This window comes from Streptomyces chryseus, from assembly GCF_014650755.1.
GTDB classification, from domain to species: Bacteria; Actinomycetota; Actinomycetes; order Streptomycetales; family Streptomycetaceae; genus Streptomyces; species Streptomyces chryseus.
The window spans coordinates 47,222-71,838 of the sequence record NZ_BMVO01000028.1 but is presented as its reverse complement, the minus strand read 5'-3'; the positions used below and the strand labels follow the sequence as shown (position 1 = coordinate 71,838).

Genomic DNA, 24,617 nt, shown 5'->3' with positions numbered 1-24,617 from the left:
TGAACAAACCAACGACCGACCTGCCCAACCGTCACGGCAAAGACCGTTGCAGTATTAGTACTCCAGCAGGACTTTGGTGTCTGACCTGCGGGTTTCGCTGGGCGGCTGGAGTGTAGCGGACCGTGGAGTGGTCAGGGGTGGCCTTCGGCAGGCAGCCCCTCGATCGTGCGACAGCGCCGCAGGTAGTGGCAGCGGCGGGGCAGTCTCCCCACGTGATGAGCGTGCGTGTTGACGAGCAGTGGAACCTGGAACTGGACGACCTCTTCGTGAACATCGGCCACCGCTTCGGCCGAGTGGAACTTCGCCGTCGCATGCGTGACTACGTGCGCGGCCTTCTCGCACCAGTGGCCCGGAAGAACAGCTGGCAACTGGCTGAGCAGGCAGGCCACGCAACGCCCGACGGTCTGCAGCACCTGCTCGCCGGAGCGAAGTGGAACCCCGATGACATCCGCGATGATCTGCAGGAATACGTCGCGGACAGGCTCGGCGAGAACAATGGTGTCCTCATCATCGACGACACTGGGTTCATCAAGAAGGGCACCACGTCCGCCGGGGTCCAGCGCCAATATTCCGGAACTGCAGGCCGCACCGAGAATTGTCAGATCGGTGTCTTCGCCGCCTATGCCACCGCCCGGGGCCGTGCTCTGGTCGACCGCGAGCTCTATCTGCCCAAGAGCTGGACCGAGGACCGAACACGCTGCCGTGCGGCCCGCGTTCCCGAGGAACGACAGTTCGCCACCAAGGGCGAACTGGCCCGACGTATCGTGCTGCGGTCCCTCGCCTCGCAGCTGCCCATCTCCTGGGTCACCGCGGACTCCGCCTACGGACAGGAGAGCCGCTTCCGCCGGCTGCTGGAACAGTCGGGCGTCGGCTACGTTCTGGCCGTGCCGAAGTCCCAGTTCACCGTGGGCTGCCCCCGCATCGACGGCCTGTTCGCGCAGGCTCCGGACGAGGCATGGGAGAAAATCTCGTGCGGTGACGGCGCGAAAGGCCCTCGCTTCTACCACTGGGCCGCGGTGCGACTGCCGGTCGTCGCCGAGTTCGACTACCAGGGCGAGGTCCCCCACCGGATGAGGTGGGCACTGGCCCGCCGCAGCATCCGCAAGCCCGACGAGATCGCCTACTCCCTCGCATACGCCCCTTTGGAGACCACCGTTCAGGAGCTGGTGCGGATCGCCGGGACGCGCTGGGCAATCGAGGAGTGCTTCCAGGCCGCGAAGAACGAGTGCGGCCTGGACCAGTACGAAGTCCGCCGCTACGTGGGCTGGTACCGGCACATCACCCTCGCCATGCTCGCGCACGCCTTCCTGGCCGCCACCGCGCACCAGGTCCGGGAAAAGGGGGCGGCACCAGTGGGACAGCCGAGACCATCGAGCTCACAGTGGCGGAAATTCGGCGACTCCTGGCAGCTTGTCGTCCCCGGCCTCCGCACCTACGTGGCCGCCGAGGACGACACCACGCGCTGAGCTGGTCGAACTGGCGCCGACGACGACAAGCGGTCGCCCGCCGCTGCCACTACCAGCGACGCTGTCGCTCGATCGAAGGGCTGGCTGCCGAAGGCCACCCCTGACCACTCCGCGGCCCGCTACACTCCAGCCGCCCAGCGAAACCCGCAGGTCAGACACCAAAGTCCTGCTGGAGTACTAGATCTCAGGTCCCGACCGTTGCAGGAAGGCCGTTAGGCATGGGGGCAGTTGCGAGGATTGCTGGCAAGGGGCTGGCGATGGGCTTTGACAACCGGCAGATCCAAACGGCGGTGCAAGGCGGCCCGGAGTCTGACGAGCCGTTGCTCTGTCCGACCGATCCGGTCGATCTCGACTTCTTCCGTGAGGAGTACCACGGTGAGTCGTTCTGGTGTGGTGTCCTGCTGGGTGGATGCGGCGGTCAACTGACGACGAAGCGGTGCAGCAACCGCGTGAGCCACTTCGCTCACTTCCCCGACCCTCATGGGCTCTTGCCCGAATGCGGGCGTCGTGCCCGCGGGGCCAGCAGTGCCGACCATCTGTACGTCAAGGCCGCCATTGCACACGCCCGACGTCGAAGGGCCGCTTTCGTACCAGGACATGGCCGACGACACCATCGCCTTCATGGAGTCGCTCGTCAACGCTCCCGCTCACCTCGTCGGATGGAGCGACGGAGGGGTCGTCGCCCTGCTCGTCGCCATCGCCCGTCCCGACCTGGTCCGGAAGGTGGTGGCCATGGGCGCCAACTTCCTCCCCGGTCCGCAGAGTGTCGTGGCGCCGGAGATGCTCGAACAGATGACGCCCGACGCCCCCGACCTGGCCACGTTCCGTCAGGCGTACGAAGCCGTGTCACCCGACGGCGCCGCCCACTGGCCGGTCGTCGTGGGCAAGCTGGCCGACATGTACCGAACTGGGCCCACTATTCCCACCGAGGACCTGGCTCGCATCAGTCGGCCCACGCTCGTCCTCGTCGGGGACGACGACCTGATCGTTCGAGCACACCATTGCCCTGTACCGCGCGATTCCCACATCCGAGCTGGCCGTCGTGCCGGGAACGTCGCACGCGCTGCCGCTGGAGGAACCCGGGGAGGTCAACCGGCTCATCCTCGACTTCCTCGCCAATGATCCAATTTCCACACTGCTGCCCATACGGCGCTCCCCGGCAGCGACCACCGCGGGTACCGGTCCGGCCTGACCGCACACCACCTCTGACGGTCCACACGCGGAAATGTGTCGGGGTCGCCCCGCCCTCGCTCGCTCGCTCGCTACAGCGCGTCCACCGCCTTGACCTTCCAGCCGTGCTCAGTGCGCACGAGGGTCATCCGGACGCGGTTGAGGTCGAGGCGCCGGTCCGCGACCTGAGTGCTGGTCGTGACCTGGTTCATGAAGATCAGGACGACGGCCTTGTCCGGGCCGGCCGACACCACCGAGGCCGCCGGGGCGCCGCCCGTGGGCTTGGCAACCGTGGCCTTGACGACTCCGCGGTACTTCTTGGCTGTCGGCGCGACAACGGCCTTGGTGGTCTTGCCGTACTGGTCGAGAAACGGGGTGGTGAGGTGGGCGCGGGCCGTACGGAAGTCGCGGTCCAAGTGGCGGTAGTCGTACGACAGGATGACCGGTGCCGCCTTGCGGGCCGCCGCGAGCGCGGCCGTGCGGGCCTCGGTCGTGCGCCCGGCCTCCTGGTACCGCAGTCCGAGCGCCGCTGTGGCGACCAGGCCGAGGAGGATGAGGACGGCGAGCCCCGCCGTCGGCAGGCCGGGGCGGCTGCGCGTGGGCTCGGCCGCCTGCCCGGTCGGCGGCTCGGGGGCCGGCTCGGTCGGGCGTCGTATTCTCTCGGCGCGTTTGGCGGCGGCGCGGGTGGCCGCTGCTACGGAATGCTGCCGGGGGGTGCCGGCGCCGCCGCGGCCTCGGAGGGTCTGGTTCGCCACGGTGTTCTCCTCACGGGTGGGACAAGGCGAAGTGCTGGAGTGCTGGAGTGCTGCGGGATGGGATGGGGGGTGGGGCTTCAGCCGACGAATTCGACGTTCGACGTCAGCCACCGTCCCCCTTCGAAGACCAGGTCCAGCTGAAGGCGGTAGTTGCGTGAAGTGCCCTGCGGAGCGGCGACGTTGGTGACCTTGCTGTCGGCCACCACCAGGACGCGGGCGGTACGCTCGTCCGCGCTCGCGATGCCGGCCTCGAGGACCTGCCCCTCGGAAACCGACTTGTTGTCGGTGACGATCTTCGTCAGCTTCTCGGTCTGGGCCGAGAACTGCTTCTCGAAGTCCCCCGTCGCGCCCTTCAGGACGGTCTCGCTGTCCCGGTCGTAGCGCCGGTAGTCGAGCGAGGTGAAGTTGAGTGCCGACTGGCGGGCGGCGGCCAGGATGTCCTGGTGCCGCCGCTCCGTCGTGTGGCGCTCGTACACCTGGTGGCTCAGCCACCCGGACGAGACCGTCAGTACGGCGGCCATGGCGGCCAGTACCGCCACGGCTCGCGGGTGCCGCAGCGGCCGTACCGCGCGCGTCAGGAGTACACGGGTCATGCCATGGGTCCCACCAGCAGCCATTGCCAGGAGTCCTTTCCGAAGAGGCTCTGTGCTCCGCCCGTGGAGCCGATCTGTACGGGCGTTCCGTCGGGCCCGGTAGCGGTGCCCGTCCCGGGGTCGTCGGCGGCTACGTGCGACGCCCGGCCCGAAGCCCCGCCCGGACCCGGGGCGTTCTGCGCTCCCCGGACCGAGGTGTCGCCACCGCGCGGGGCCGTGCACCGGGCGCCGGTGTTGGCCGGGCGGTCCGTGGTGTCGGAGGGGTCGCGGCGCCGGGTGTCGTAGCCCTGACGGCAGGGCGGCGGGTCGTCGGCGTTGACGACCATGCCGAAGTGGGTGGTGCCGTCGCCGGGGATGACCGTGTAGCTGCCGGAGACCACCACGGGGAAGGTGACCAGCGCCTGTTCCACACCCGGCAGGCGGGCGACGGTGACCTGACCGCCGCTGATCAGGTTGCCCAGAAGCACCGGGAGGTGGGTCCGGTTGTCCTTCAGGAGTTCGTCGACCTGGCGGGAGGCCGTGGTGCCGCTGTCCATCAGGGCGCGGATGTCCCCGTCGCTCGACTTCAACTGCCCGGTGAGTGAGGCCAGGTCGCGGGAGAAGGACTTGATGGCCGAGCCCTGGTCGGCCTGTGTCTTCAGTACCTTCCGGGAGTCCTCGATCAGCGCGATCGTCTGGGGCAGCGAATCGGAGGCCGACTCGATCAGGGCGTTGCCCGAGTCCACCAGCCGGCTCAGATGCGGGCCGGTGCCGGCGAAAGCCTTGCCGAGTTCGTCGACCGTGATCCGCAGGTCCTGCTTGTCCACCGAGGTGACCAGCCGGTCCAGGCTGAGGATCAGCTCGGTGGTGGGTACGGGTATGCGCGTGTTCCGCAGTGGGATGCGGCTGCCGTCCCGCAGGCCGGGCCCGTCACCGGAGCGCGGTTGCAGGTCGACGTACTGCTCGCCGACGGCCGAGCGGTTCGCCACCACGGCCAGGCTGTCCGCCGGGATGCTCGGGGAGTCCTTCAGGTCCAGCGCCACCGATACGCCGCCGGCCCCGGTCAGCCGCAGCTCGCCGACGCGGCCCACGGGCACGCCGCGGTAGGTGACCTCGGCGCCGGAGTAAATACCTCCGGAGTCGGCGAACTCGGCACTTACGGTGTAGCCCCGGTCCAGAATTCGGTCCACCAGGCCCGTGTACTGGACGCCGACGTACGACACCCCGAGCGCGGTGACGATCGCGAAGGCGAGCAGCTGGAGCCTCACCATGCGGGTGATCACGGCATCATCCCCTTCATCAGCAGCTCCGCGAGGGCCGCGTCGACACCGCGCGGAAAACCCTCGCCGGAATTCACGGCGTACGAAGCGTGAGTGCCGGTGCACAGCGGCAGGCAGCCCAGGTCACCGCCCCCTGGCCCCGGCGGCGGACCCGAAGGGGCCGGAGGTACCGGCGGGGCGGAAGGTGACTCCGGCAGTTCCGGTGTGTCCGGCAGCCGGGGGGTGTCGGGGAGTCGGGGCACCTCGGGCAGTTCCGGCGTGGGCACCCCGGGCAGCTCGGGCTTCGCCGGAGGGCCTGGCTTCTTCGGGTCGTCGGCGAGATTGCCGTACATGCTCGCCAGGTCGAGATCGGCGGTGACCTTGAGGTTGACGTAGTCACCCTGGATCGCGTCCACCACGTTGCGGGGGAACGGATACGTCGTCAGCAGCTCCAGGGCGTTGGGGAGATCGGCGCCCGCCTTGTTCAGCTGCTGGAGGATCGGCTGGAGCCGGCGGAGGTTGGCGATCGTGTCGTCCCGTGACGCGTTGATCACCTGGGTGCCTGTCCTGCCCAGCTTCGACAGCGAAGTGAGCATCCGGGTGAGCTTGGCCCGCTGGTCGGCCAGGACCTTCAGCGCGGGCGGCATGGTGGTGATGGCCCGGCCGATCGTCTTCTTCTCCTTGGCCAGGGTCTTGGAGAGTTTGTCGATGCCCTCCAGCGCTCGGACGATCTCCTTCTTCTGCTTGTCGAGGCCACCGACAAAGGTGTTCAGCTCCGCGAGCAGGGACTTGACCCGGTCCTCACGGCCGTCCAGGGCCTTGTTCAGCTCCACCGTGATGGTCTTGAGCTGAGCGACCCCGCCGCCGTTGAGCAGCGCCGACAGGGCCGACAGCACTTCCTCGATCTCCGGGTTGCGGCCGCTGCGGGACAGCGGGATCTTCGCGCCGTCGGTGAGCGTGCCCACCGGTTCGGTGTCCGTCGGCGCCGACAGCGCGACGTACTTCTCACCGAGCATGCTGGTCTGCCGCAGGCCGGCGACCGCGTTGCCGGGGAGCTTGACGGAATCGTCGACGCGCAGCCGCACCCGTGCGTGCCAGCCGTCCAGTTCCACCTTCTCGACGGCGCCGACGGTGACGTTGTTGACCTTCACCGTGGACTGCGGGACGAGGTCGAGGACGTCGCGGAACTCGACCGTGACCCGGTAGCTGTTGCCGTCGGCGGCGGCGCCGCCCGGCAGGGGGACGTCGTACAGCCCGTTGAATTCGCAGCCGGTGAGGAGCAGTGAACCGGCGGACGCCCACAGGGCCGCTTTCTGCGGGGCTCTGACAGCTCTCATGTACGGGCCTCCAGGATTCCGCCGAGCGTCTTGTCCGTCGAACCGGCCGAACCGGCCGAACCCGTCGGGACCGCCCCCGTGACCGCGTCGGCCTCCGGCAGCTCGGGCAGCGAGCCGAACAGCTTCTTCAGGTCACGGCAGTCGGCCGTCTTCCCGGCCGTCTCCCCCGTCGTCTTCAGCAGGGAGCACAACAGAGAGGCCGGGTCCTGGTGGAGCTGTTCGGCGTTGTTCCGGGTGTCGAGGGTGCCGGATTCGGGGTTGTAGGCGTTCTGGAGGTTGGACAGGCCGGCCGGCGCCACTTCGAGCAGCTCCTCAAGTGCCGCGCGCTGCGTGACCAGGACACTGGTCACCTTGCTGAGACCCTTCACATTCGCGGTCAGCGCCTTCTTGTTGTTCTTCACGAACTCCGTCACATCGGCGAGTGCGGCCGCAAGGTGCTTGATCGCCGCGGCGAGGTCCTTGCGCTCGCCGGCCAGCTGGTCGGCGACCTTGGCGAGGCTGTGGTTGAACCCCCGTACGCTGGAGTCGTCGGCCGCCAGCACAGCCGTGAACTCCTGAAGGTTCTCCACCGTCCCGAACAGGTCCTTCCGGCCGCCGGACAGGGTGGTGACGGCCTGCGAGAGGTCCTCGACCGTCCGGTGCAGCTTTCCGCCCTGCCCCTGGAGGTTGTCGGCGCTGACCGCCAGGAGCCGGGAAAGCGATCCGTCCTTGTTGGCACCCCGCGGACCGAGCGCCTCCCCGGTCGTACGCAGGCTGTCGAAGACGCGGTCTAGCTCGACCGGCACGGCCGTGCGTCTCTCGGGGATGACGTCGTCGCTCTTCATCGCCGGGCCGGAGCGGTAGGCGGGGAGCAGCTGGAGGTAACGGTCGCTGACCACAGAGGAGTTGATGATCGCCGCCTTGGCGTCCGCCGGGACCTTGTACTCGGCGGCGTACTCCAGCTCGACGCGCACCCGGCCGCCCTGCGGCGTGATCGTCTTGACCTCGCCGATCCGGACGCCGAGTACGCGCACGTCGGACCCCGGGTAGATGCCGACCGTACGGGGGAAGTACGCCGTCACCCGGACCACCGGCGACTCGGAGAAGTGGGCGAAGGCCATGACGGCGGTGACCACGAGCACGGTGGCGAGCGCGATGCGCCGTACGAGCCGCCGGTCGACCGTCTTGAACCTCATGGTTTTGATCTTCATCGTGACCCTCCGGTCCGTGGGGTCACCGGTGTGGGAACGACGAGGTTCTCGATGTAGCTGTCGAACCAGCGGCCGTTGCCGAGGGTGTTGGTGAAGACCCGGGTGTAGGGCGCCAGCAGCTTGACGCTGCGGTCGAGGCTGGCCTGGTTGCGCTCCAGCATCCGCACCACGGTGTTCAGGCGGGTGAGGGCGGGGCCGATCGCCTCGCGGTTGTCCTTGACCAGGCCGGACAGCTGCATGCTCAGCGCGACGGAGCTCTTGAGCAGGGCGTGGATGACCTCGCGCCGCCTGTGGATCTCCTCGAACAGCTTGTCGCCGTCCTTGACCAGCTTGCTGAACTCGCCCTTCCGCTTGGCGAGCACACCGGTGACGCCGTTGGCGTGGCCGAGGAGTTCGCGCAGGGCCTGGTCGCGGGACGACACGGTCCGGGAGATCTTCGACAGTCCCTCGATGGAGGCTTTGACCTCGTCGGGTGCGTCCTCGAAGGTCGCGGAGAGGGTGTCGAGGGCGGTGGCCAGCTGCTTCTTGTCGACCTTCTCGGTGGTGGTCGTCAAGTCACTGAACGCCTCCACCACGTCGTACGCCGCGACCGTGCGGCTCAGCGGGATCTCGCTGCCCGGCTCCAGCAGCCCGGAGCCCTTCGGCTCCAGCGCGAGGTACTTCGCGCCCAGGATCGTCTTGACGCGGATGGACGCCCCGGTCCGCGTTCCGAACTCCGGGTCTCCCTTCACCCGGAAGGTGACCTTGACGTGGCCGTCGTCCAGTCCGACGTCGTCGACCTTGCCGACCTTGACGCCGGCGATCCGTACCTCGTCGCCCGGCTTGAGCCCGCCGGCCTCGGAGAATGCCGCGCTGTAGGTCTCGCCACTGCCGATCAGCGGCAGGTCCTGGACATGGAACGCGGTGGTGATCAGCAGGGCGATGGTGGTGAGGCCGACGGCGCCGATCACCACGGGGTTGCGTTCACGGAAGGGAATCAACGGCCGCACCTCGCTCGCGCGACATGGAGTTCCGGCGTAAGGACTTCCGCGGTCTTCGGCAGCACGATCCGGCCGTCGAAGTCGCAGAGGTAGAAGTTGAACCAGGAGCCGTACGAAGCGGTGCCGGTCAGCTTGTTGAGCTTCTTCGGCAGCCGCTGGAGCACGCCCTCCACCGTCTTCTCGTGGTCGTTCAGCGTTCCGGTGAGCTCGGAGAGCTCCGCGATGTCGGTCTTCAGCGGCGGGCGGGCGTCCTTGAGGAGGCCCGAAGTGGCCTCCGCGAGGCCGTTGATGCCGGCCAGCGACTCACCGATGGGCTTACGGTCGGCCGACAGCCCGGAGATGACCCGTTGCAGCTGCGAGATGAGGTCGGAGAAGCGGGTGCTGCGCCGGTCCACCGTCTTCAGCACCTTGTTGAGGTTGTCGATCACCGAGCCGATCAGCTTGTCGCGTTCGGCGAGCGTCGTGGTGAGCGAGGCGGTGTGCGCTAGCAGGCTGCGTACCGTACCGCCCTCGCCCTGGAGGGTCTTCACGATCTCGGTCGCGAGCTGGTTCACGTCCTTGGGGCTCAGCGCGGCGAACAGCGGCTTGAAGCCGTTCAACAGCGCGTTGAGATCGAGGGCGGGCTCGGTACGGGAGAGCGGGATCCGCCCGCCGGGACTCAGCGGCGTCGCGTCCCCCGCGCCCTCCATCAGCGCGATGTACCGCTGCCCGATCAGGCTCCGGTAGCGGATGGCGGCACGGGTACTGGTCAGCAGCGGCCGGTCGCGGGAGACGGTGAAGGTGACCTCGGCCAGCGTCCGGTCCATGATGTCGATGCTTTCGACCTCACCGACACGCACCCCGGCGACACGGATGTCGTCGCCCTCCTCCAGGCTCGTGACGTCGCTGAATACTGCGGTGTACGCCTCCTTGGGGGTGAAGGAGAGATTGACGATGGTGGCCGCGAGCACGGCGGTCGCCGTCACCGTCACCACCGCGAAGACGCCCAGCTTGATCAGCTGGGGGGCTGTCGTTCTCGCGTTCGTACGGCTCATGCGACGCTCACCGCCGTTCCCCGTGCCATCGGGCCGAAGAGCAGCGTCGTGACCGCCGGCACCTCGTCGGCGGGCACGCCCATGGCCGGGGCCACGAGCGAGGCGACGGCGTTCTGTTCGGCCGGCGTGCCGGACACGGCGCCGCCAGGGCTCGGCGACGCCGACGTACCGTCGTTGAGCTTGGTCGGTGGTGCGGGGACACGAGGGTGGGGCAGCCCTCGGCAGTTCGGGCCGGAGCGGTCGGCATAGCGCGGTTCCTCGCCGGGTCGGTAGGAGGGACGTTGGGGGACGAATTCGAGGGTGATGCGCATCTTTCCGCCGCTGAAAGCCTGTTCGGAGGCTTTCTCCTGCCGCACCAGCCCGGCCAGCAGGCACGGGTACTCCGGTGAGTAGCGGGCGAACAGGGCCAGCGTGGGACGGGAGACGCGGCCCAGGGTGATGAGCCGGGCTGAGTTCTCGTCGAGTACGCCTTCGGTGGTGTTCGCGGCGGTGGCGGTCCAGGTGAGGACGGACGCGAGCTGGTCCTCCTGTTCGACGAGCGTCCGGCTGGTGGTGAGGGTGTTGCGCAGCACGCGCAGCAGGTCGGGGGCGGCTTCGCCGTACACCTCGGCCACATCGGCGAACCGGGAGATGTCCTTCTTGAGGGAGGGCATGTGCGGATTGAGCCGGTGCAGGTAGTCCTCCAGGCGGACGAGGTTGTCACCGATCTTGTCGCCGCGCCCTTCGAGGGCGGTGGAGAAGGCGGACAGGGTGGCGTTCAGCTTGGCTGGCTGGACGGTGCGCAGCAGCGGCAGCAGGTCGTTCATCAGCTGCTGGAGTTCGATGCCGACCGTGGTGCGGTCCTGGGTGATGACGTCACCGGCGCGGATGTGCCGCGCCGAGGAGTTCCCCGGGTCCACCAGGTCGACGTACTTCTCACCGAACAGCGTCTTGGGCAGCAGCCGCGCGTGGACGTCGACCGGGATGAGGCGGACGTGCTCCGGTTTCAGCGCGATGCCGAGGGTCGCCTTCTCGCCGTCGGCCCGCACCTCGCGAACCTCGCCGACCAGCAGGCCGCGCAGTTTGACGTCCGCGCGTGGCTCCAGCTGGTTGCCCAGGGTGTCGGCCTCCAGGGTGATGCGTACGACCGAGGTGAAGACCTGCTGGTAGACGGCGACTGTGAGGGACAGCAACAGGGCGATGACCGCGATGAACACGATCCCGTACAGCCGCAGCCGGGTGACCCGGGCAAGCGCGGGTTTTGCTGTTCGTATGCGCATCGGCCTGCCTACCCCGCTATCCGTACGGTCGTGTTGGCGCCCCAGATGGCCAGGCTGAGGAAGAAGTCGAGGATGTTGATGGCCACGATCGACGTCCGTACGCCGCGTCCGACCGCGACACCGACACCGGCCGGGCCGCCACTCGCGTAATAGCCGTAGTAGCAGTGCACCAGGATGATCACGACGGCGAAGACGATCACCTTGCCGAAGGACCAGAGCACGTCGACCGGTGGCAGGTACTGCTGGAAGTAGTGGTCGTACGTTCCGGTGGACTGTCCGTAGTAGCCGGTGGTGATGGTGCGGGCGGCGAAGTAGGAGGACAGCAGGCCGACGACGTACAGCGGGATCACGGCCACGAAGCCGGCGATCATCCGCGTGGTGACCAGGAACGGCAGCGACGGTACGCCCATCACCTCCAGCGCGTCGGTCTCCTCGCTGATGCGCATCGCGCCGAGCTGGGCGGTGAAGCCGGCGCCGACCGTCGCGGACAGCGCGAGTCCGGCCACCAGAGGGGCGATCTCGCGGGTGTTGAAGTACGCGGAGAGGAACGCCACGAAGTTGGACGTGCCGAGCTGGTTGAGGGCGGCATACCCCTGGAGGCCGACCTCGGTGCCGGTGAAGAAGGAGAGGAAGGCGATGACGCCGACCGTGCCTCCCACGACCGCGAGCGCGCCACGGCCGAAGCTCACCTCGGCGAGCAGGCGCAGCACTTCCTTCTTGTAGCGGCGCAGGGTGCGGCCGGTCCAGGCGAGGGACCGCCCGTAGAAGACCATCTGCGTACCCAGCTCCTCCAGGGAGCGGAGCGGGCGGTCGAGAAGTCGTGGCACAACTAACCTCTCTGCGGGACGAGTTGGAAGTACACGGCGGTCATCACGAAATTCGTCACGAACAGCAACATGAAGGTGATGACGACGGACTGGTTCACGGCGTCACCGACGCCCTTCGGCCCGCCCTGGGCGTTGAGGCCCTTGTACGAGGCGACGATCGCGGCGATGGCGCCGAAGACGAGGGCCTTCAGCTCGGCCGCCCACAGATCGGAGAGCTGGGCGAGGGTGGTGAAGGAGGCCAGGTAGGCGCCGGGGGTGCCGTTTTGCATGACGACGTTGAAGAAGTAGCCACCGGCCACTCCGACGACGGAGACCAGGCCGTTGAGCAGGACCGCCACCAGCATCGTGGCCAGCACCCGGGGGACGACCAGCCGGTGGATCGGGTCGATGCCGAGCACCTGCATCGCGTCGATCTCCTCGCGGATCTTGCGTGCCCCGAGGTCCGCGCAGATCGCGGTGCCGCCGGCGCCGGCGATGAGCAGCGCCGTGACGATGGGTGAGGCTTCGCGCAGCACGGCGAGCACCGAGGCGGCGCCGGAGAACGACTGAGCGCCGAGCTGCCGGGTCAGGCTGCCGATCTGGAGCGCGATGACGGCGCCGAAGGGGATGGAGACGAGGGCGGTGGGGAGGATGGTGACACTGGCGATGAACCAGGCCTGCTGGATGAACTCCCGCAGCTGGAAGGGGCGTCGAGGGAGGGTCCTGAGGACGTCCAGGGCCATGGCGAAGAGGCTGCCGGAGTGTTTCAGGGCTCCCGTGGGGGACAGACTCACGCGTCCGCCACCTCCTCTCCCTTCTTCCGGGGCGACTCCGCCTCACCTTGTGGCTCCGTTTTCTGGGGTGGCTCCGCCTGGTCGGGTGGCTCCCCCTCGCCATGTGGCTCCGCCTTTCGGCGCGTCTCCACCTCGCGTTCGGCGATCGCCTGCCAGCGGGGCGGGCGGGTGACTCCGGGGCTGGGCAGCAGGCGCGGGGTCATGGCCGTCGTGGACTCTTCGCCGGCGTTCTGTCCGGCGCCGTTGCCGAGATCGGCGAGCTCCTGCTCGACCTGGGCGGCGTCCTTCTCCTCCGCCATGCCGATCGGTCCCTGCATACGGCCGTTGAGGAACTGGCGTACGACCGGCTCGTCGCTGGTGAGCAAGTCCTCGCGAGGGCCGAACATCACCAGCTCGCGCCGGAAGAGCAGCCCGATGTTGTCGGGGACCAGGCGGGCCGAGGCGATGTCGTGGGTGACGATGAGGAAGGTCGCGTCGATCTGCGCGTTCAGGTCGACGATCAGCTGGTTGAGATAGGCCACTCGCACCGGGTCGAGCCCGGAGTCCGGCTCGTCGAACAGGATGATCTCCGGGTCGAGCACCAGCGCCCGCGCCAGTCCCGCCCGCTTTCGCATACCGCCGGATATCTCGCCGGGCAGTTTGTCCTCGGCGCCGATCAGACCGACCATGTCCATCTTTTCCAGGACGATCCGTCTGACCTCGCTCTCCGGCTTGCGGGTGTGCTCGCGCAGCGGGAAGGCGATGTTGTCGTACAGACTCATCGATCCGAAGAGCGCGCCGTCCTGAAACAGGACCCCGAAGAGCTTGCGCACCTCGTACAGATCGCGCTCGCGGAGCTTGGTGATGTCCTGTCCGGCGATCTTGATCGATCCCCGCTCCGGCTTGAGCAGTCCCACGAGCGTCTTGAGGAACACCGACTTTCCCGTACCCGAGGGGCCGAGCATGACGGATACCTCACCGGCGGGCAGTGTCAACGACACGTCCTGCCAGATGACCTGGTGGCCGAAGGATTTCGTCAACCCTTCCACGCAGATCTCGACGCCCATCCGGTTCACCCTTCAGCGGGGAGCAGCTCTGACATCTGCTCTACGGGGAAGGGCGGCGGGTCCGTCGCGGAGAAACGAAGATTTTTACCGGGCGGAAATCAGCGGCGTACGCCGGTGTGCGGAGCCTCGTCCGCCGTGCCGGCCGACACGTCGGCCGAGACGCCGCTCGGCGCTCCGGCCGGCACGTCGGCAGGTACATCCGCGGGGGCGTCCGCGGGGAGTGGGGCTGAGACGGGCGCGGGAACGGTGGTGGAGACGGGCGCGACAACGTCCGGTACGGCAGTGGTCTCCGGCAGCGACGGCGCGGCGGGCAGTTGGGGAGCGTCCGGAGCCTCCGGGAGCGGGGTCGGCACCTCCGGCAGTGTCACCTCCGGCGCCCGAACCCCTGGCAGGGGAACCTCGGCCGACCCCGTCGGCAGCGCGGTCGGTGACGCCTCCCCGCCGGGGGGGCGAGAGCCTGCGGCTCCGGAGCGAACCGACGGGCCCGGAGATCCCGGAGAGTCCGGGGAGTCCGGCGAAGCACCCGGAATTCCGTAGCCGACCGCGTCCACCTCCTCCCGCACCTCCGACGTGCCGGGCTGCGACGCGGGCCGTTGCTGACCCGACTCGTACGTGAAGGGCACGACCAGCCCCGCCACGGCCAGCGTCGCCGCCGCGGACGCCGCGGCGAGCGCCGGGGCATGCCCGCCCGCCTGACTGGCCTGGTCCCGGCCGCGCCCGATCAGCCACAGGCCGAGCGCCAGCGTTGCGGCCAGCGACTTGCGGAGCGTACGCCGGGCCCTGGCCAGCAGTGACTCGACCGCTTCGTAACTGAGGTCCATCTCCCGGGCGATCTGCCCGACGTCCCGGTCCTCCGACTTGAGCCGGAGTGCCTCCGCCTGGCGGGCGGGCAGCTCCTTGCTCCGGTTCGCCAGCCACTTGGCCTCCGCCCGGTCGCACACCGTCTCCTCGACGGGGACGGGGGCGGGGGCGGTGAGCGTCCGCGTGCCCGACACCTGGGCCTCCCGGTGGACCTGCCGGTACCGGTCGACGCACAGGCGCATGGTCACCGTCGTCAGCCATGCGCCCATCCGCGCGTCGTCGAGGTGCGCGTTCTGCGCGCCGCGCAGCATCGCCTCTTGTACGGCGTCTTCGGCGTCCTCGGCACTCATGGACCGGCGACGCGCCACCTTGAGCAGTTGCTCGCGATGGCCCCACATGCGCTGCCACCGCAGATGGGTCCCTTCGTCACCGGGTCGCGCCAGGTGAGCTGGGTGCGTATCCGTCGCCATGAAGCCCCTCCTCGCACTCACGCCTGATGGCCGGGAGGTTACCGCCCGGTATCCGGAGATGTGGAGAGGTGACGCCGGAGTGAGTCCTAACCGTTGCCGGCCAGCGTCCCGCCGTTACCGTCCGGGAGGACACCGTCACTCGGCAACTCGATGCCGGTGCCGGAAGTGGTGGCCGGAGGCGGCGCCGGCGCCACCCCGCCGACCGGGCTGTCGGACGGTGACGGCTTCGGGGTGGGCCTCGGAGTGGCCCTCGGAGCCGGCTTCGACGAGGCCGACGGCGGCGCGGACGCCGGCCGGGAGGGGACCGCCCCGGCACGCGGCTGCGGAGTGGCCGTCCGCGCGGTGCCGGACGAGCCCGGCTTCGTACCGGAACCCGAACCGGAACCGGAACCGGAAGCGGGATCGGGATCGGGATCGGAACCCGTACCGCTCAAGCCCGGCACCACGCGGTGGCCGTCCCTGAAGTAGCCGTACCAGGACAGGACGACACGGAGGTATTCCCGGGAGTGGTTGTAGGAGAGGATCGCGCGGTCGATGTCTCGTGACCGCGAGAGGCTGCGACCGCCCGCGCACAGGTAACGGCCCGCCGCCAGCGCCGCGTCGTGGACGTTGTGGGGGTCCGCGCTGCCGTCGCCGTTGCCGTCGGCGCCCCACCTGGCCCAGGTGGACGGGATGAACTGCATGGGGCCGACGGCGTGGTCGTAGGAGCTGTCGCCGTCGTACGCACCGCCGTCGGTGTCCCGGATCTCCGCGAACCCGCGGCCGTTCAGCTGCGGTCCGATGATGGGCGTGTACGTCGTACCGGCCGCGTCCACCCGCCCGCCCCGCGCCTGACCGGACTCCACTTGGCCGATCGCCGCGAGCAACTGCCAGCGCAGATCGCATTCCGGCGCGCTCCGGGCGAGCGCCGACTCCGCCTTCCGGTACGCGGCGAGGACTGTGCCGGGCACCGCTGCTCGGCCGACCGTGACGACGGGGCCGGCTCCCGGGGACGAAGGCGCGGATGAACCGGACAAGTAGCGCACCGCCAATGGGGGCAGCTCGCGGTAATAGTGCGTATCTCCCGAAATACCCAGGCGTGGTGCTGCGCCGGCCCCGTCGGGGGCGGAGGCCCACGCCGCGGTACCCGGCCCCTGCGACCCGGTCAGCGCCACCATGGCCGCCGCCGCGGCCGCCGTGCCCGTCACACCTCTGCGTATCCGTCCAGCCATATGTCAGGCTCCTCCTCATCCCGCTGCCGCACCGAAAGGGCGCGGACACTGTCACCTGTCTCTACGGGGAGGAGCGGCCGGTCCGTCGCGGAAGTCCACCGCACTGTTCACCCAGTTCGTCCTGTGCGGCGCGTGGGCCATCCACAGCACCGAGGGCCTGCCCAAGAACATCGCCCAAGTTTGGCGTCGACCACTGAGCACAACGACACCCAACGGCGCTCGTTCCGGGGTTCGCATCACCCACCTCCCCGGCTTCGACCTGATGCCCCGCACCAGAAACCGGCCACCAGGCCGATGACGGTCAGAGCGCATGCCACTACCGACGCACCGGCGGACATACCGAAGCCCTCGATCCGCTCGGTCGGTGCTCACTCCCCCCAGAGGCCGCGCTCCTTCACTCAAGGCCACCTACGGATTCGACCTCCCAGCGCTCGTAATACAGGGCTGCCAGCTCCCCGGCGGGCCAGGCCTCGGGATCGAGCAGGTCGGTCAGCAGCCTGATTGTCTCGCCGCCGTCGACCTGGTAGTCGATCACCCTCACAGTCACCCCGCCCGGATGGGAGCGCCGCTGCCCGGCGAGATTCATCCGGTCAGATAGGTCCCGTCAGGCAAGACCTCCATGGGCTTCGCGGCGGAAGGAGATGTTCGCGGCCTCGAACCGCCGTGCACGGCGGCAGGCGTGCGGCTGGCCTGCCACGCGCACATGCTGCGGCACACCTTCGCCATGGTGACGCTGGAGCAGCTGCAGCGCGGGCACCTGGCGGCTCTGGCCGAGCAGCACCCGCGCCAGCGCGAGCACTACACACCAGGGTGTTCGGTGACCCGCTGGACTGGGTGCGGCGCCGGCTCGGACATCGTTCGGTGGTCACCACGCTCGTCTACCTGCACACTCTGGCGGAGCTGGAGATGGAGACCAGGATGGCGCTGGTTCCCGGCGGCTGGGACTTGCCTGTGGACGTGGTCGACGAGACGGCGGCGGTCGCGTGAGCGCCCGCGGGAGCACCCGCCCCGGGGTCCGGGCGGCCCTGCCCAACGGCGACTACGAGGTCCGCTCGGCGGTCTACCGCTCCCCGGGCGGCAGCGTATGCGTGGACTTCGAGGGCGAGGACGGCCGGAGCCGCACCTTCGACTTCGCGCACTGCGAGCTGCCCGGCTGGCATGAGGACCTCGCGGTCGCGGTGGCCGCCCGGATCGGACCCGGCGGAGGACTGCGCACCACCTCCTCCGCCCTCGCGATGTGGAATCCGCTGCAGCGGTTTCTGCGCACCCTCGCCGGTGTGGACGAGGTGCCGCGGCGCCCGGAGCAGATGCGGGTGGAGCACGCCGAGTACTTCGCCGACAGCGTCGCTGCGACCATGCAGGAGCTGTACGCGTGGCGGTTCGTCGAGCACGTCGCGGACGTACTGCGGCTGATGCCGCCCACCGGCCGGGTGCCGAACGAAGCACTCGACGTCCTGCGGGTGCGCATCCCGGGCCAGCCTCGGCATGTGACCGGCTACTCGGAGGGCGAGCTGCGGCGCCTGGTGGCCGCCGCCCGTGCGGACGTGGCCACGATGCGCGAGCGGATCACACACGGGCGGGGTCTGCTCGCCGCTCCGGACGGCGGGCCGGATGCCGAGCGGCTGCGGACCGTGGCCGAGGGCGGCCGACTGGGGCTAATGCGCGAGACCCGGGCGGCGGGCCGGATGATCTTCCCCATGCGCGACGACCCGCCTGGGATGTTCGTGCTGATGGCTGCCGTCAGCGGGCGCAACATCGAGACCATCAAGGAGCTCCCGGCCGAACACCAGGTCATCGAGGGAAGGCGGTCGAGGTGGTGCTGACCAAGCGCCGGCGCGGAGCTCGGCGCTGGCACGAGTCGGTGCTCTGGGAGATCGGCCCACCGGGACAGGAACTGCGGCACCCCGGCGGGCTCTACCTGCTGCTGCACGACCTGATCGCGCCCAGCCGGGCCCGGGCCGCCGATCCGCAGTGGTTCTGGTCGTTCTTCCGGGGCCTGCCCTACGGAGACCAGCACGGCAGTCCGTTCCGCAGCGTGATGACCGCCGACATCGCGAAGACCGCCTGGGTCGCACGACACGGCCTGACAGATGACGGCGGAGCGCCGATGGTGGTGACCTTCACCCGGATCCGCACCAGCGTGGAGACCCGCCGCACGCGGCAGATGGGCGGCCATCTGCCGTCGGCGGCCCGGAGCAACACCGTCCCGGTGCTGTTCCGGAACTACCTGCGCGACGCCCCGTCCACTGTGGAGTGGGCGCACGAGGTGATGGCCGACGCCCTCGTGGACGCCGAACAGGCAGCTCTCGAAGCCCACCGTCGTCTCGCCGACCGCGCGGGCCGGCCCGAGGTCCTCACCGACAGCGTCCTCGCCCCTGCGGGCACTGCGCAGGGCCCCTGGTCCGGCTGCCGGGACGCCGAGCACCATCCGGTGACCGGCCGCGCCTGCCGCGCGTCATTCCTGGACTGCTTCCACTGCGGGAACTGCGTCATCACCCCCGACCGCCTTCCCCGTCTGCTTGCCCTGCTGGACGCGATGGACCAGCGGCGCCGGCGGATGGACGAACAGGTCTGGTGGCAGCGGTACGGGCCTGCCTTCGCGGCAATCCGCCACGACGTGCTGACCCGCTTCACCCCCGAACGGGTCCGCGAGGCCAGCCCCAAACCCGACCACGACGCCGACCTCGACCTGCTGGGCTGGCCCCTGTTGGATCGGCCGGCTCACCCCCGGGGCACTGCGCCGCGACGAGCGCGGCTACGGCTACCTCGGATTCGGGTGCTTCGAGGTAAGCCGCGGTGTCGATCACACGTGTGAGAGCACTGCGGACGATGCCCTCACGTTCGCCTGCAGCTACCTCATCAAGGTCACCGCCAAAGTCCGCTGCGGTGTCGTTGTCGAAGGGGCCGACGTCCCAAGTGCCCATGGTCTCTCCTGATCACGATGTTGACCGGGGCATCCTGACAGAGGCCACTGACGAGGCGAGGCCGTCGGCCTGGACGCTCCCACGATGCCTTGAAGCCCACGGGTACGGCGGCCTCGACGAGTGGGGGCTCCACGGCGGCTGATCGCCGACACCACCGAATCTCGTCAACTACTTGGCCGGGCGGCCCGCGCCATCGCGCTCAGTCGCATCGAGCTGAGCAGGGCCCCTGGCTGGAGGAAACAGCTCAACGCCGGTGACAGGTCGGCCGACCAACCCGAGCAGGTGCCAACAACGATGACCAAACGATGCCAACTATCGAGACCGGAAGGGAGCATCGCGCCTGCTCGGCGGGCTCCACTGGTGTCATCTATCGCGACCAGTCACAAGCCGCATGTGACTGGTCGAGACAGATGTCACCTGGCCTCGATATCCGTCACACGTGTCAGCTCGGCGGGCTGCCATCATGCTCAGATGGCCCACGACATAGTGTTCTTCCTCGCCGACGACGAGACCGCTGCTGCGACGCGCCTGCGGGGAGCTGGCGAGGCCTTTGAGTCAGTGACCTGCCGTTTCATTGAGCCGGACAGTGCCATCGCCGAATGGGACATGTACTTCGAGGAGCCTTCGGCCGAGGCCCCGCCGGTTGAGCAGCTCCTTGAGTGGGCGTGGCCGGAGTGGGTCACTGCCCCCTTGAACGACGGCGTTGAGGTGTTCGCTCTGCCGCAGCGGTTGACCGGCGCGCTGGCCAACGCGAGCTCCGCCGAGCTGGAAGAGCTTGCAGGCCGCTGGACCACGCGGGTCCGGTCTGAGGACGGGGACGACATGACCGACGATGATCTACTGGCGGTCCTGCAGGGAGTTGCCCGGCTTGCGGCGTCTGCGGTGGACACGGGTAGCGGCCTCTACAGCTGGAGCTCCTGACCATTCTCCTGCGAGGGACGCTCGTTCTCGAGGCCGCTGCATGCCAAGAGCTCGGTCCCGGTGGAGTCGAAATACAGGGTGAAGAACCAAGATCGGTCTGCTGCGACGATGTTGCCGGTACGCAATTGCTCGTCGCGGTGCCGAGCGCGGAGGATCTCAACGGTCTCGTCGAGGCCGAGGGTCGTCAGGCCGACCTTCAACGACCGCTTCAGCCTTGTCGCAGCGATGCCGACGACCATCCACTGTGGCGGCTGTCCGTCATAGAGCACTACTTCGCCGCCAGCGGCGATGGCGTCGCGTGCTCCCTTGCAGGCACTGGTTTGCTCTTTGAGCATCACGGTGATGTCGGGCGGACTTGGGCTCTCGTCCTCGGTGGCCATGTGGCGACTGTAGAGACCGAATGCAGACGCTGCTACAGGATTCGGCGTGACCTGCGCAGGGCTCAGGGACAGAGGCGGTCGCGACAGGTAGAACTGCGGACCGGCAACATGGTGGTCAATCGGTCAACACCAAACCCTGGCTGCAACAGGCCCTCGACGCCGGAGACGTCCGTCCAGTCCTCCAGCCACTCCCGGGCCCTGGCCGGCTCGGTGGTCATCGGGCACAGCGTCCACGGTGCGGTCAGTGTGCGGGTGGCGAAGAGGACCTCCAGTCGCCGACGGCGCTGGACGTAAGGCAGGGCCAGCAACTCGATGCCGTCGATCTGCAGGGCGTCAAAGGCGACGAAGAACGCCGGGGTCTTCACCGCGAGCGCGGTGGCGGTACGGCCTCGGGCGGCTGCCCGGCGCTAGAAGACCAGGTCACAAAGCCTGAACCCCTTCAGCACTGGCGGCCCAAGAAGGCGTCTCGGCTGGACGTGCGCGGTGGTGATGCTGCACAACGCAAGTGCGGAGCAGCCGCTCTGCTGGCCGGGTCCGGCGGCGGCGTGGGGGCGGGTATTCCGGTCCTGACCGCTGACGACCTGCCCGGGCCGGCCGCGGCGCTGGCGGGGCGGCTGCTCGCCGGGGACCTGGAAGGGCCGGATGCCGGGTAGGTGCAGGCGTTCGAACGTATTCGGTGGGAGCCCTCCAGTCGTCTGCTGGACCACGTCGGAGCCGAGCTGGAGGGCAGCAGCACGTTCGCTCTCGTAGGCGCCCAGCAGGACGCGTTCCTGCGGATCCGCGCTGCCGCGGCCCGTCACCTGCCCTCTCTCGGCGAGGACATGGTGCGGGAGGGGCCGGTGAAGGGTGCGGTCATCACCGTGAGCGGCGGGCCCGGCAGTGGCAAGACCGCGCTCGCGGTGCGGCTGCTCGGCCACCTCATGCGCGCCTACCCCGCGCCCGCCCCTGCTTCATCACCCCACCCTGCGCGCCCACCTCCTGGACGCCGTGAGCGGACACAGCGCCGCCCGCGAACTCTTCCCTGCGGCCGGATTCCTGCGCAGCACCGCGCACCGGGCCGGCGCGCTGATCGTGACGCCCTGGTGGTCGTTGTCCTGCCGACGCGTGAACACATGTCCGTCCCCCACGGAACCCCGCGTTGTGTGGGGGCCCTGCCACCCCTCAGGGCCCCACTCCCTATACCGGCGGGCAGCGCGTGCGATTCTCGCGCCCCCTGCCTGACCGGGCGCCTCCCACTGGGCAAGGGCAGTCGGCATGGCCAGGGTGGCAACCCAGCGCTCGTCATGCACCGCGGTCAGGCGTGCCAGCCGCTTGAGGTCGGTGGCGGCGGAGTTGCTGCCGAGCGCCTTGATCGCCTCCGCGATGGTGGTGCGCCACCACTCGGGAGGCACGGCTACGGGTGGCGCCTGAGGCTGAGGCGATGCATCGGCGACCGTCCGGTGGGTGCCCCCACCGAATTCTGGACGTCTGCGTTCGAGGAGGGACGAGGGGCCCTGGCCGCAGAGCGAGGAATGCTGCAGTCTGGACTCTGTCGGGGGCACTTGTCCCCGCAGACTGCGCGACCGACAGCGCTGAGGAGCGGTCCATGCAGGACAGCGGTTTACGCAGTGCTGAGAATCCGATCCGGGTTTTCCTCCTCGACGATCACGAAGTGGTCCGACGCGGTGTACGTGATCTGTTCGGTGACGAACCCGACATCAGCGTCGTCGGGGAAGCGGGGACTGCGGAACAGGCTCTGACGCGGGTCCCGGCTCTACGCCCGGACGTGGCGGTGCTCGACGTACGGCTCCCCGACGGCAACGGTGTGGATGTCTGTCGGGAACTGCGCTCACGCACGCCCGGCCTCGCCTGCCTGATGCTGACGTCCTTCGATGACGAGGAAGCCCTGCTGGACGCCGTCATGGCCGGGGCGTCCGGATATGTGCTCAAGCTGATCCAGGGCGGCGACCTCGTCGCCGCGGTGCGCACTGTGGACTCCGGCCGGTCCATGTTGGATCCCAGCGCTGCCACCCGGCTGATGTCGCGGCTACGGGGGGACGGCCGCGAGGAACCCGAGGTGGATGCTCTGTACGGTCTGACGGACCGCGAACGCGACATCCTCGCGCTGATCGGCGAAGGACTGACCAACCGTGAGATCGGCCTGCGGCTCTATCTCGCCGAGAAGACGATCAAGAATCACATCTCGCGCCTGCTGGCGAAGCTCGGGGTGGAACGGCGTGTGCAGGCAGCTGTCATCGCCGCCCAGGTACCCCGTGGGGCGGATGGAGAGGCACGCCACGGCGAGAGCCGGCCCAGACACGCTTAGTCGGGGCGGAGCCCGAGCAGAACCGAGGGCCGATCCGCCCTCTCGTCACGCGGTCGGGCACCCTTGAGCGGTCCCGAGGTACCCGCAGTCGCGATGATGAGTCTTCTACTGCAGCCCGAGGAGTGTTTCCGGTGACGCATGCCCAGGACAGCCGCACACAGGGCGAGCTGAAGGAGTGTGCGGAGCGACTCGCACTCCTTCAGCGCCGACTGGACGCGGCGCACAGCACCCGGGACCGGGTCCACGACCTGATGGAAGTGGTGATGTCCGTCGGCCGCGACCTGGACCTGGAACACGTCCTTCGGCACGTGGTGAAGGCGGCGACGACCTTGGTGCAGGCCCGCTATGGCGCGCTCGGCGTCATCGGACCCGATAACGAGAAGCTCGTCCAGTTCCTGACCGTCGGTATGAACGACGCGGCCGTCGCCTCGATCGGCCCGTCGCCGTTGGGCCACGGCATCCTTGGCGAGCTGATCGCGCACCCGAAGCCCCTTCGTCTGCCGAAACTCTCGGAGCACGAGTCCTCGCACGGATTTCCCATGGGTCACCCCCCGATGAACAGTTTTCTGGGAGTGCCGATCCGCATACGCGACCAGGTGTTCGGCAATCTGTACCTCACCGAGAAGCTGGGCGGCGCCCAGTTCGATGCCGAGGATGAGTCGATCCTGACCACGCTTGCCGTAGCGGCGGGGGTGGCCATCGACAATGCCCGCCTGTACGAGAGGTCGCAGCAGAGGGAGTTGTGGGTCCAGGCGACGGCCGAGGTCACGCACAGTCTGCTCTCCGGCAGCCCCCGCGGTGTGGTGCTCGCTCTGATCGCCGACCGGGCGCGTGAGATCGCCGGCGCGGACCTGGTCGTGGTGGCGTTGCCCACGGCCGAGCGGGATTCCTTCGTAGTGGAACTGGCCAGCGGGCTGGAGGCCGACACCTTTCGAGGTCCGCGCCCCGCGATGACCGGCGGATTGATCGGTGCGGCATTCGCCCGGGCCGGTCCGGTCACCAGTGAGGACGTGGACGACCCGCGGCTCGCGGCGGACCCGGCCTGGCCGACCGGCCCGGGGCCGGCCGTGGCGGTCCCCATCGGCACCGGCGCCGGCGTACGCGGTGTTCTGCTGCTTGTCCGCGCCGCGGGACGTGCGCCGTTCACCGCCGAGGAGACCGGACCCGTTCTTGGCTTCGCCGGTACGGCTGCTGTGGCCATGGAGCTGGCCGAACGCCGGAGTGACGCCGAGCAGATGGTGCTCCTGGAAGAACGTGACCGCATCGCCCGTGACCTGCACGATCTTGCGATTCAGCGGCTGTTCGCCACGGGAATGACGTTGCAGAGTGCCGGGCGCTTCATCGATCACCCCGAGGCGTCGGAACGCGTGGAGCGCGCCGTCGACGACCTGGACGAAACAATCAAGATCATCCGGTCCACGATCTTCGGTCTTCGGTCGGACGTGAGCGGAGGCGGGGAGCGTCTCCGGGCCCGTACCGTGCGGGCCGTCGCCGACGCGGCCGCGTCCCTCGGCTTCTCGCCGAGCCTGCGCAAAGAGGGCCTTCTCGACACCCAGGTTTCCCGGTTCGTCGCCGACCATGTCCTGGCCGTCCTCGGCGAGAGCCTGGCCAACGTCGCCCGTCACGCGCACGCGACCCGAGTGGACGTGATTCTTCAGACCGACGGCAGGCAGGTAGTCCTGACCGTCGCCGACAATGGGGTCGGGGTCGGCGGGGGCAGCCGCCGCAGCGGCCTGCGGAACCTGTCCGACCGTGCCGAACGATGCGGCGGCACCATGGAGTTGTCCTCGCCGGACGGGGGCGGAACGCTCCTGGTGTGGCGTGCTCCCGCGGCCGAGCGTTAGGGACGGGGCACACATCCTGCTAACCCGCCCTGAGAGGAGCCGGTCGGCGGCAGACGGGCGACGAGCACGTGTCCGAGACCTCGGCAGCTCACG

25 protein-coding genes and 1 pseudogene are annotated in these 24,617 nt (G+C 69.0%); 7 read left to right on the top strand and 19 right to left on the bottom strand.

The genetic code is table 11. The features are described from left to right. Positions 1-215 precede the first annotated feature (215 nt). Positions 216-1,466 carry an IS701 family transposase gene (locus tag IE185_RS28790; protein ID WP_138895948.1) on the top strand — a complete coding sequence of 417 codons (1,251 nt, stop codon included), beginning with the start codon at positions 216-218 and terminating at the stop codon, positions 1,464-1,466. 212 nt (positions 1,467-1,678) lie between these two features. On the opposite strand, the gene IE185_RS28785 is transcribed toward IE185_RS28790, so the two are convergent. Beyond that, entirely contained in the window at positions 1,679-2,065 is a 387-nt protein-coding gene (locus IE185_RS28785; protein ID WP_189716294.1) for a hypothetical protein, read from the bottom strand. Between IE185_RS28785 and IE185_RS28780 the strand changes: the two are divergent. Continuing rightward, positions 2,025-2,658: pseudogene (locus IE185_RS28780) on the top strand (alpha/beta fold hydrolase); the annotation flags it as partial. The gene IE185_RS28785 and the pseudogene IE185_RS28780 overlap by 41 nt on opposite strands. 70 nt (positions 2,659-2,728) lie before the next feature. Here the strand turns inward: IE185_RS28780 and IE185_RS28775 are convergent. The 15 genes from IE185_RS28775 to IE185_RS33370 form a co-directional block, all read right to left on the bottom strand. Continuing rightward, complete coding sequence (locus IE185_RS28775) at positions 2,729-3,391, bottom strand: hypothetical protein (RefSeq protein ID WP_138895949.1); 663 nt, start codon at positions 3,389-3,391, stop codon at positions 2,729-2,731. 77 nt (positions 3,392-3,468) lie between these two features. Further along, entirely contained in the window at positions 3,469-3,984 is a 516-nt protein-coding gene (locus tag IE185_RS28770) for an Rv1363c family protein (RefSeq protein WP_138895950.1), read from the bottom strand. Then, positions 3,981-5,246, bottom strand: coding sequence for an MCE family protein (locus IE185_RS28765; protein WP_138895951.1), 1,266 nt, complete (start codon positions 5,244-5,246; stop codon positions 3,981-3,983). The genes IE185_RS28770 and IE185_RS28765 overlap by 4 nt, the downstream gene beginning before the upstream one ends. Then, positions 5,243-6,559, bottom strand: coding sequence for an MCE family protein (locus IE185_RS28760; RefSeq protein ID WP_138895952.1), 1,317 nt, complete (start codon positions 6,557-6,559; stop codon positions 5,243-5,245). The genes IE185_RS28765 and IE185_RS28760 overlap by 4 nt, the downstream gene beginning before the upstream one ends. After that, a complete protein-coding gene (locus tag IE185_RS28755; RefSeq protein WP_138895953.1) occupies positions 6,556-7,734 on the bottom strand; it encodes an MCE family protein in 1,179 nt (392 codons plus the stop codon). Before IE185_RS28755 ends, IE185_RS28760 begins: the two co-directional genes overlap by 4 nt. A gap of 11 nt (positions 7,735-7,745) precedes the next feature. Continuing rightward, a complete protein-coding gene (locus IE185_RS28750) occupies positions 7,746-8,729 on the bottom strand; it encodes an MCE family protein (protein ID WP_138895954.1) in 984 nt (327 codons plus the stop codon). Beyond that, positions 8,726-9,763: an MCE family protein gene (locus IE185_RS28745; RefSeq protein ID WP_138895955.1), complete on the bottom strand. Its 1,038-nt coding sequence runs from the start codon at positions 9,761-9,763 to the stop codon at positions 8,726-8,728. Before IE185_RS28745 ends, IE185_RS28750 begins: the two co-directional genes overlap by 4 nt. Further along, the gene (locus tag IE185_RS28740; protein ID WP_138895956.1) at positions 9,760-11,022 is read right to left on the bottom strand and encodes an MCE family protein; all 1,263 of its coding nucleotides are present in this window, start codon (positions 11,020-11,022) and stop codon (positions 9,760-9,762) included. Before IE185_RS28740 ends, IE185_RS28745 begins: the two co-directional genes overlap by 4 nt. A gap of 8 nt (positions 11,023-11,030) precedes the next feature. Beyond that, a complete protein-coding gene (locus tag IE185_RS28735; protein WP_069930222.1) occupies positions 11,031-11,795 on the bottom strand; it encodes an ABC transporter permease in 765 nt (254 codons plus the stop codon). A 56-nt stretch (positions 11,796-11,851) separates the two neighbouring features. Beyond that, complete coding sequence (locus tag IE185_RS28730) at positions 11,852-12,622, bottom strand: MlaE family ABC transporter permease (RefSeq protein WP_069925483.1); 771 nt, start codon at positions 12,620-12,622, stop codon at positions 11,852-11,854. Then, on the bottom strand, positions 12,619-13,668 hold the full coding sequence (locus IE185_RS28725; RefSeq protein WP_229843751.1) for an ATP-binding cassette domain-containing protein: 1,050 nt from the start codon (positions 13,666-13,668) through the stop codon (positions 12,619-12,621). The genes IE185_RS28730 and IE185_RS28725 overlap by 4 nt, the downstream gene beginning before the upstream one ends. Before the next feature lie 98 nt (positions 13,669-13,766). Beyond that, positions 13,767-14,939, bottom strand: coding sequence for an RNA polymerase sigma factor (locus IE185_RS28720; RefSeq protein WP_138894062.1), 1,173 nt, complete (start codon positions 14,937-14,939; stop codon positions 13,767-13,769). Between the two features lie 86 nt (positions 14,940-15,025). Further along, a complete protein-coding gene (locus IE185_RS28715; RefSeq protein WP_308432831.1) occupies positions 15,026-15,889 on the bottom strand; it encodes a lytic transglycosylase domain-containing protein in 864 nt (287 codons plus the stop codon). 655 nt (positions 15,890-16,544) lie between these two features. Next, positions 16,545-16,685 carry a hypothetical protein gene (locus IE185_RS28710; RefSeq protein WP_170198249.1) on the bottom strand — a complete coding sequence of 47 codons (141 nt, stop codon included), beginning with the start codon at positions 16,683-16,685 and terminating at the stop codon, positions 16,545-16,547. Between the two features lie 69 nt (positions 16,686-16,754). Beyond that, the gene (locus IE185_RS33370; RefSeq protein WP_211362548.1) at positions 16,755-16,949 is read right to left on the bottom strand and encodes a hypothetical protein; all 195 of its coding nucleotides are present in this window, start codon (positions 16,947-16,949) and stop codon (positions 16,755-16,757) included. An 11-nt stretch (positions 16,950-16,960) separates the two neighbouring features. On the opposite strand from IE185_RS33370, the gene IE185_RS33365 reads away from it, so the two are divergent. Both IE185_RS33365 and IE185_RS28700 read left to right on the top strand, forming a co-directional pair. Continuing rightward, positions 16,961-17,137: a hypothetical protein gene (locus tag IE185_RS33365; protein ID WP_211362547.1), complete on the top strand. Its 177-nt coding sequence runs from the start codon at positions 16,961-16,963 to the stop codon at positions 17,135-17,137. Further along, positions 17,134-17,973, top strand: coding sequence for a hypothetical protein (locus tag IE185_RS28700; protein WP_138894060.1), 840 nt, complete (start codon positions 17,134-17,136; stop codon positions 17,971-17,973). The genes IE185_RS33365 and IE185_RS28700 overlap by 4 nt, the downstream gene beginning before the upstream one ends. Positions 17,974-18,780: 807 nt before the next feature. On the opposite strand, the gene IE185_RS28695 is transcribed toward IE185_RS28700, so the two are convergent. Continuing rightward, the gene (locus IE185_RS28695) at positions 18,781-19,074 is read right to left on the bottom strand and encodes a DUF4259 domain-containing protein (RefSeq protein ID WP_138894059.1); all 294 of its coding nucleotides are present in this window, start codon (positions 19,072-19,074) and stop codon (positions 18,781-18,783) included. A 471-nt stretch (positions 19,075-19,545) separates the two neighbouring features. On the opposite strand from IE185_RS28695, the gene IE185_RS28690 reads away from it, so the two are divergent. Beyond that, positions 19,546-19,995, top strand: a complete 450-nt coding sequence (locus IE185_RS28690; RefSeq protein WP_138894058.1) for a hypothetical protein — start codon at positions 19,546-19,548, stop codon at positions 19,993-19,995. On the opposite strand, the gene IE185_RS28685 is transcribed toward IE185_RS28690, so the two are convergent. Both IE185_RS28685 and IE185_RS28680 read right to left on the bottom strand, forming a co-directional pair. Next, positions 19,977-20,375, bottom strand: coding sequence for a hypothetical protein (locus tag IE185_RS28685; RefSeq protein WP_138894057.1), 399 nt, complete (start codon positions 20,373-20,375; stop codon positions 19,977-19,979). The genes IE185_RS28690 and IE185_RS28685 overlap by 19 nt on opposite strands. 62 nt (positions 20,376-20,437) lie before the next feature. Continuing rightward, positions 20,438-20,740: a DNA ligase-like domain-containing protein gene (locus IE185_RS28680; protein ID WP_229843750.1), complete on the bottom strand. Its 303-nt coding sequence runs from the start codon at positions 20,738-20,740 to the stop codon at positions 20,438-20,440. 1,220 nt (positions 20,741-21,960) lie between these two features. Between IE185_RS28680 and IE185_RS28675 the strand changes: the two genes are divergently transcribed. Together IE185_RS28675 and IE185_RS28670 are read left to right on the top strand one after the other, a co-directional pair. Beyond that, positions 21,961-22,680, top strand: coding sequence for a response regulator (locus IE185_RS28675; RefSeq protein ID WP_138894056.1), 720 nt, complete (start codon positions 21,961-21,963; stop codon positions 22,678-22,680). 263 nt (positions 22,681-22,943) lie between these two features. Beyond that, the gene (locus IE185_RS28670; protein WP_373303767.1) at positions 22,944-24,524 is read left to right on the top strand and encodes a sensor histidine kinase; all 1,581 of its coding nucleotides are present in this window, start codon (positions 22,944-22,946) and stop codon (positions 24,522-24,524) included. The last annotated feature ends 93 nt before the right edge of the window (positions 24,525-24,617 follow it).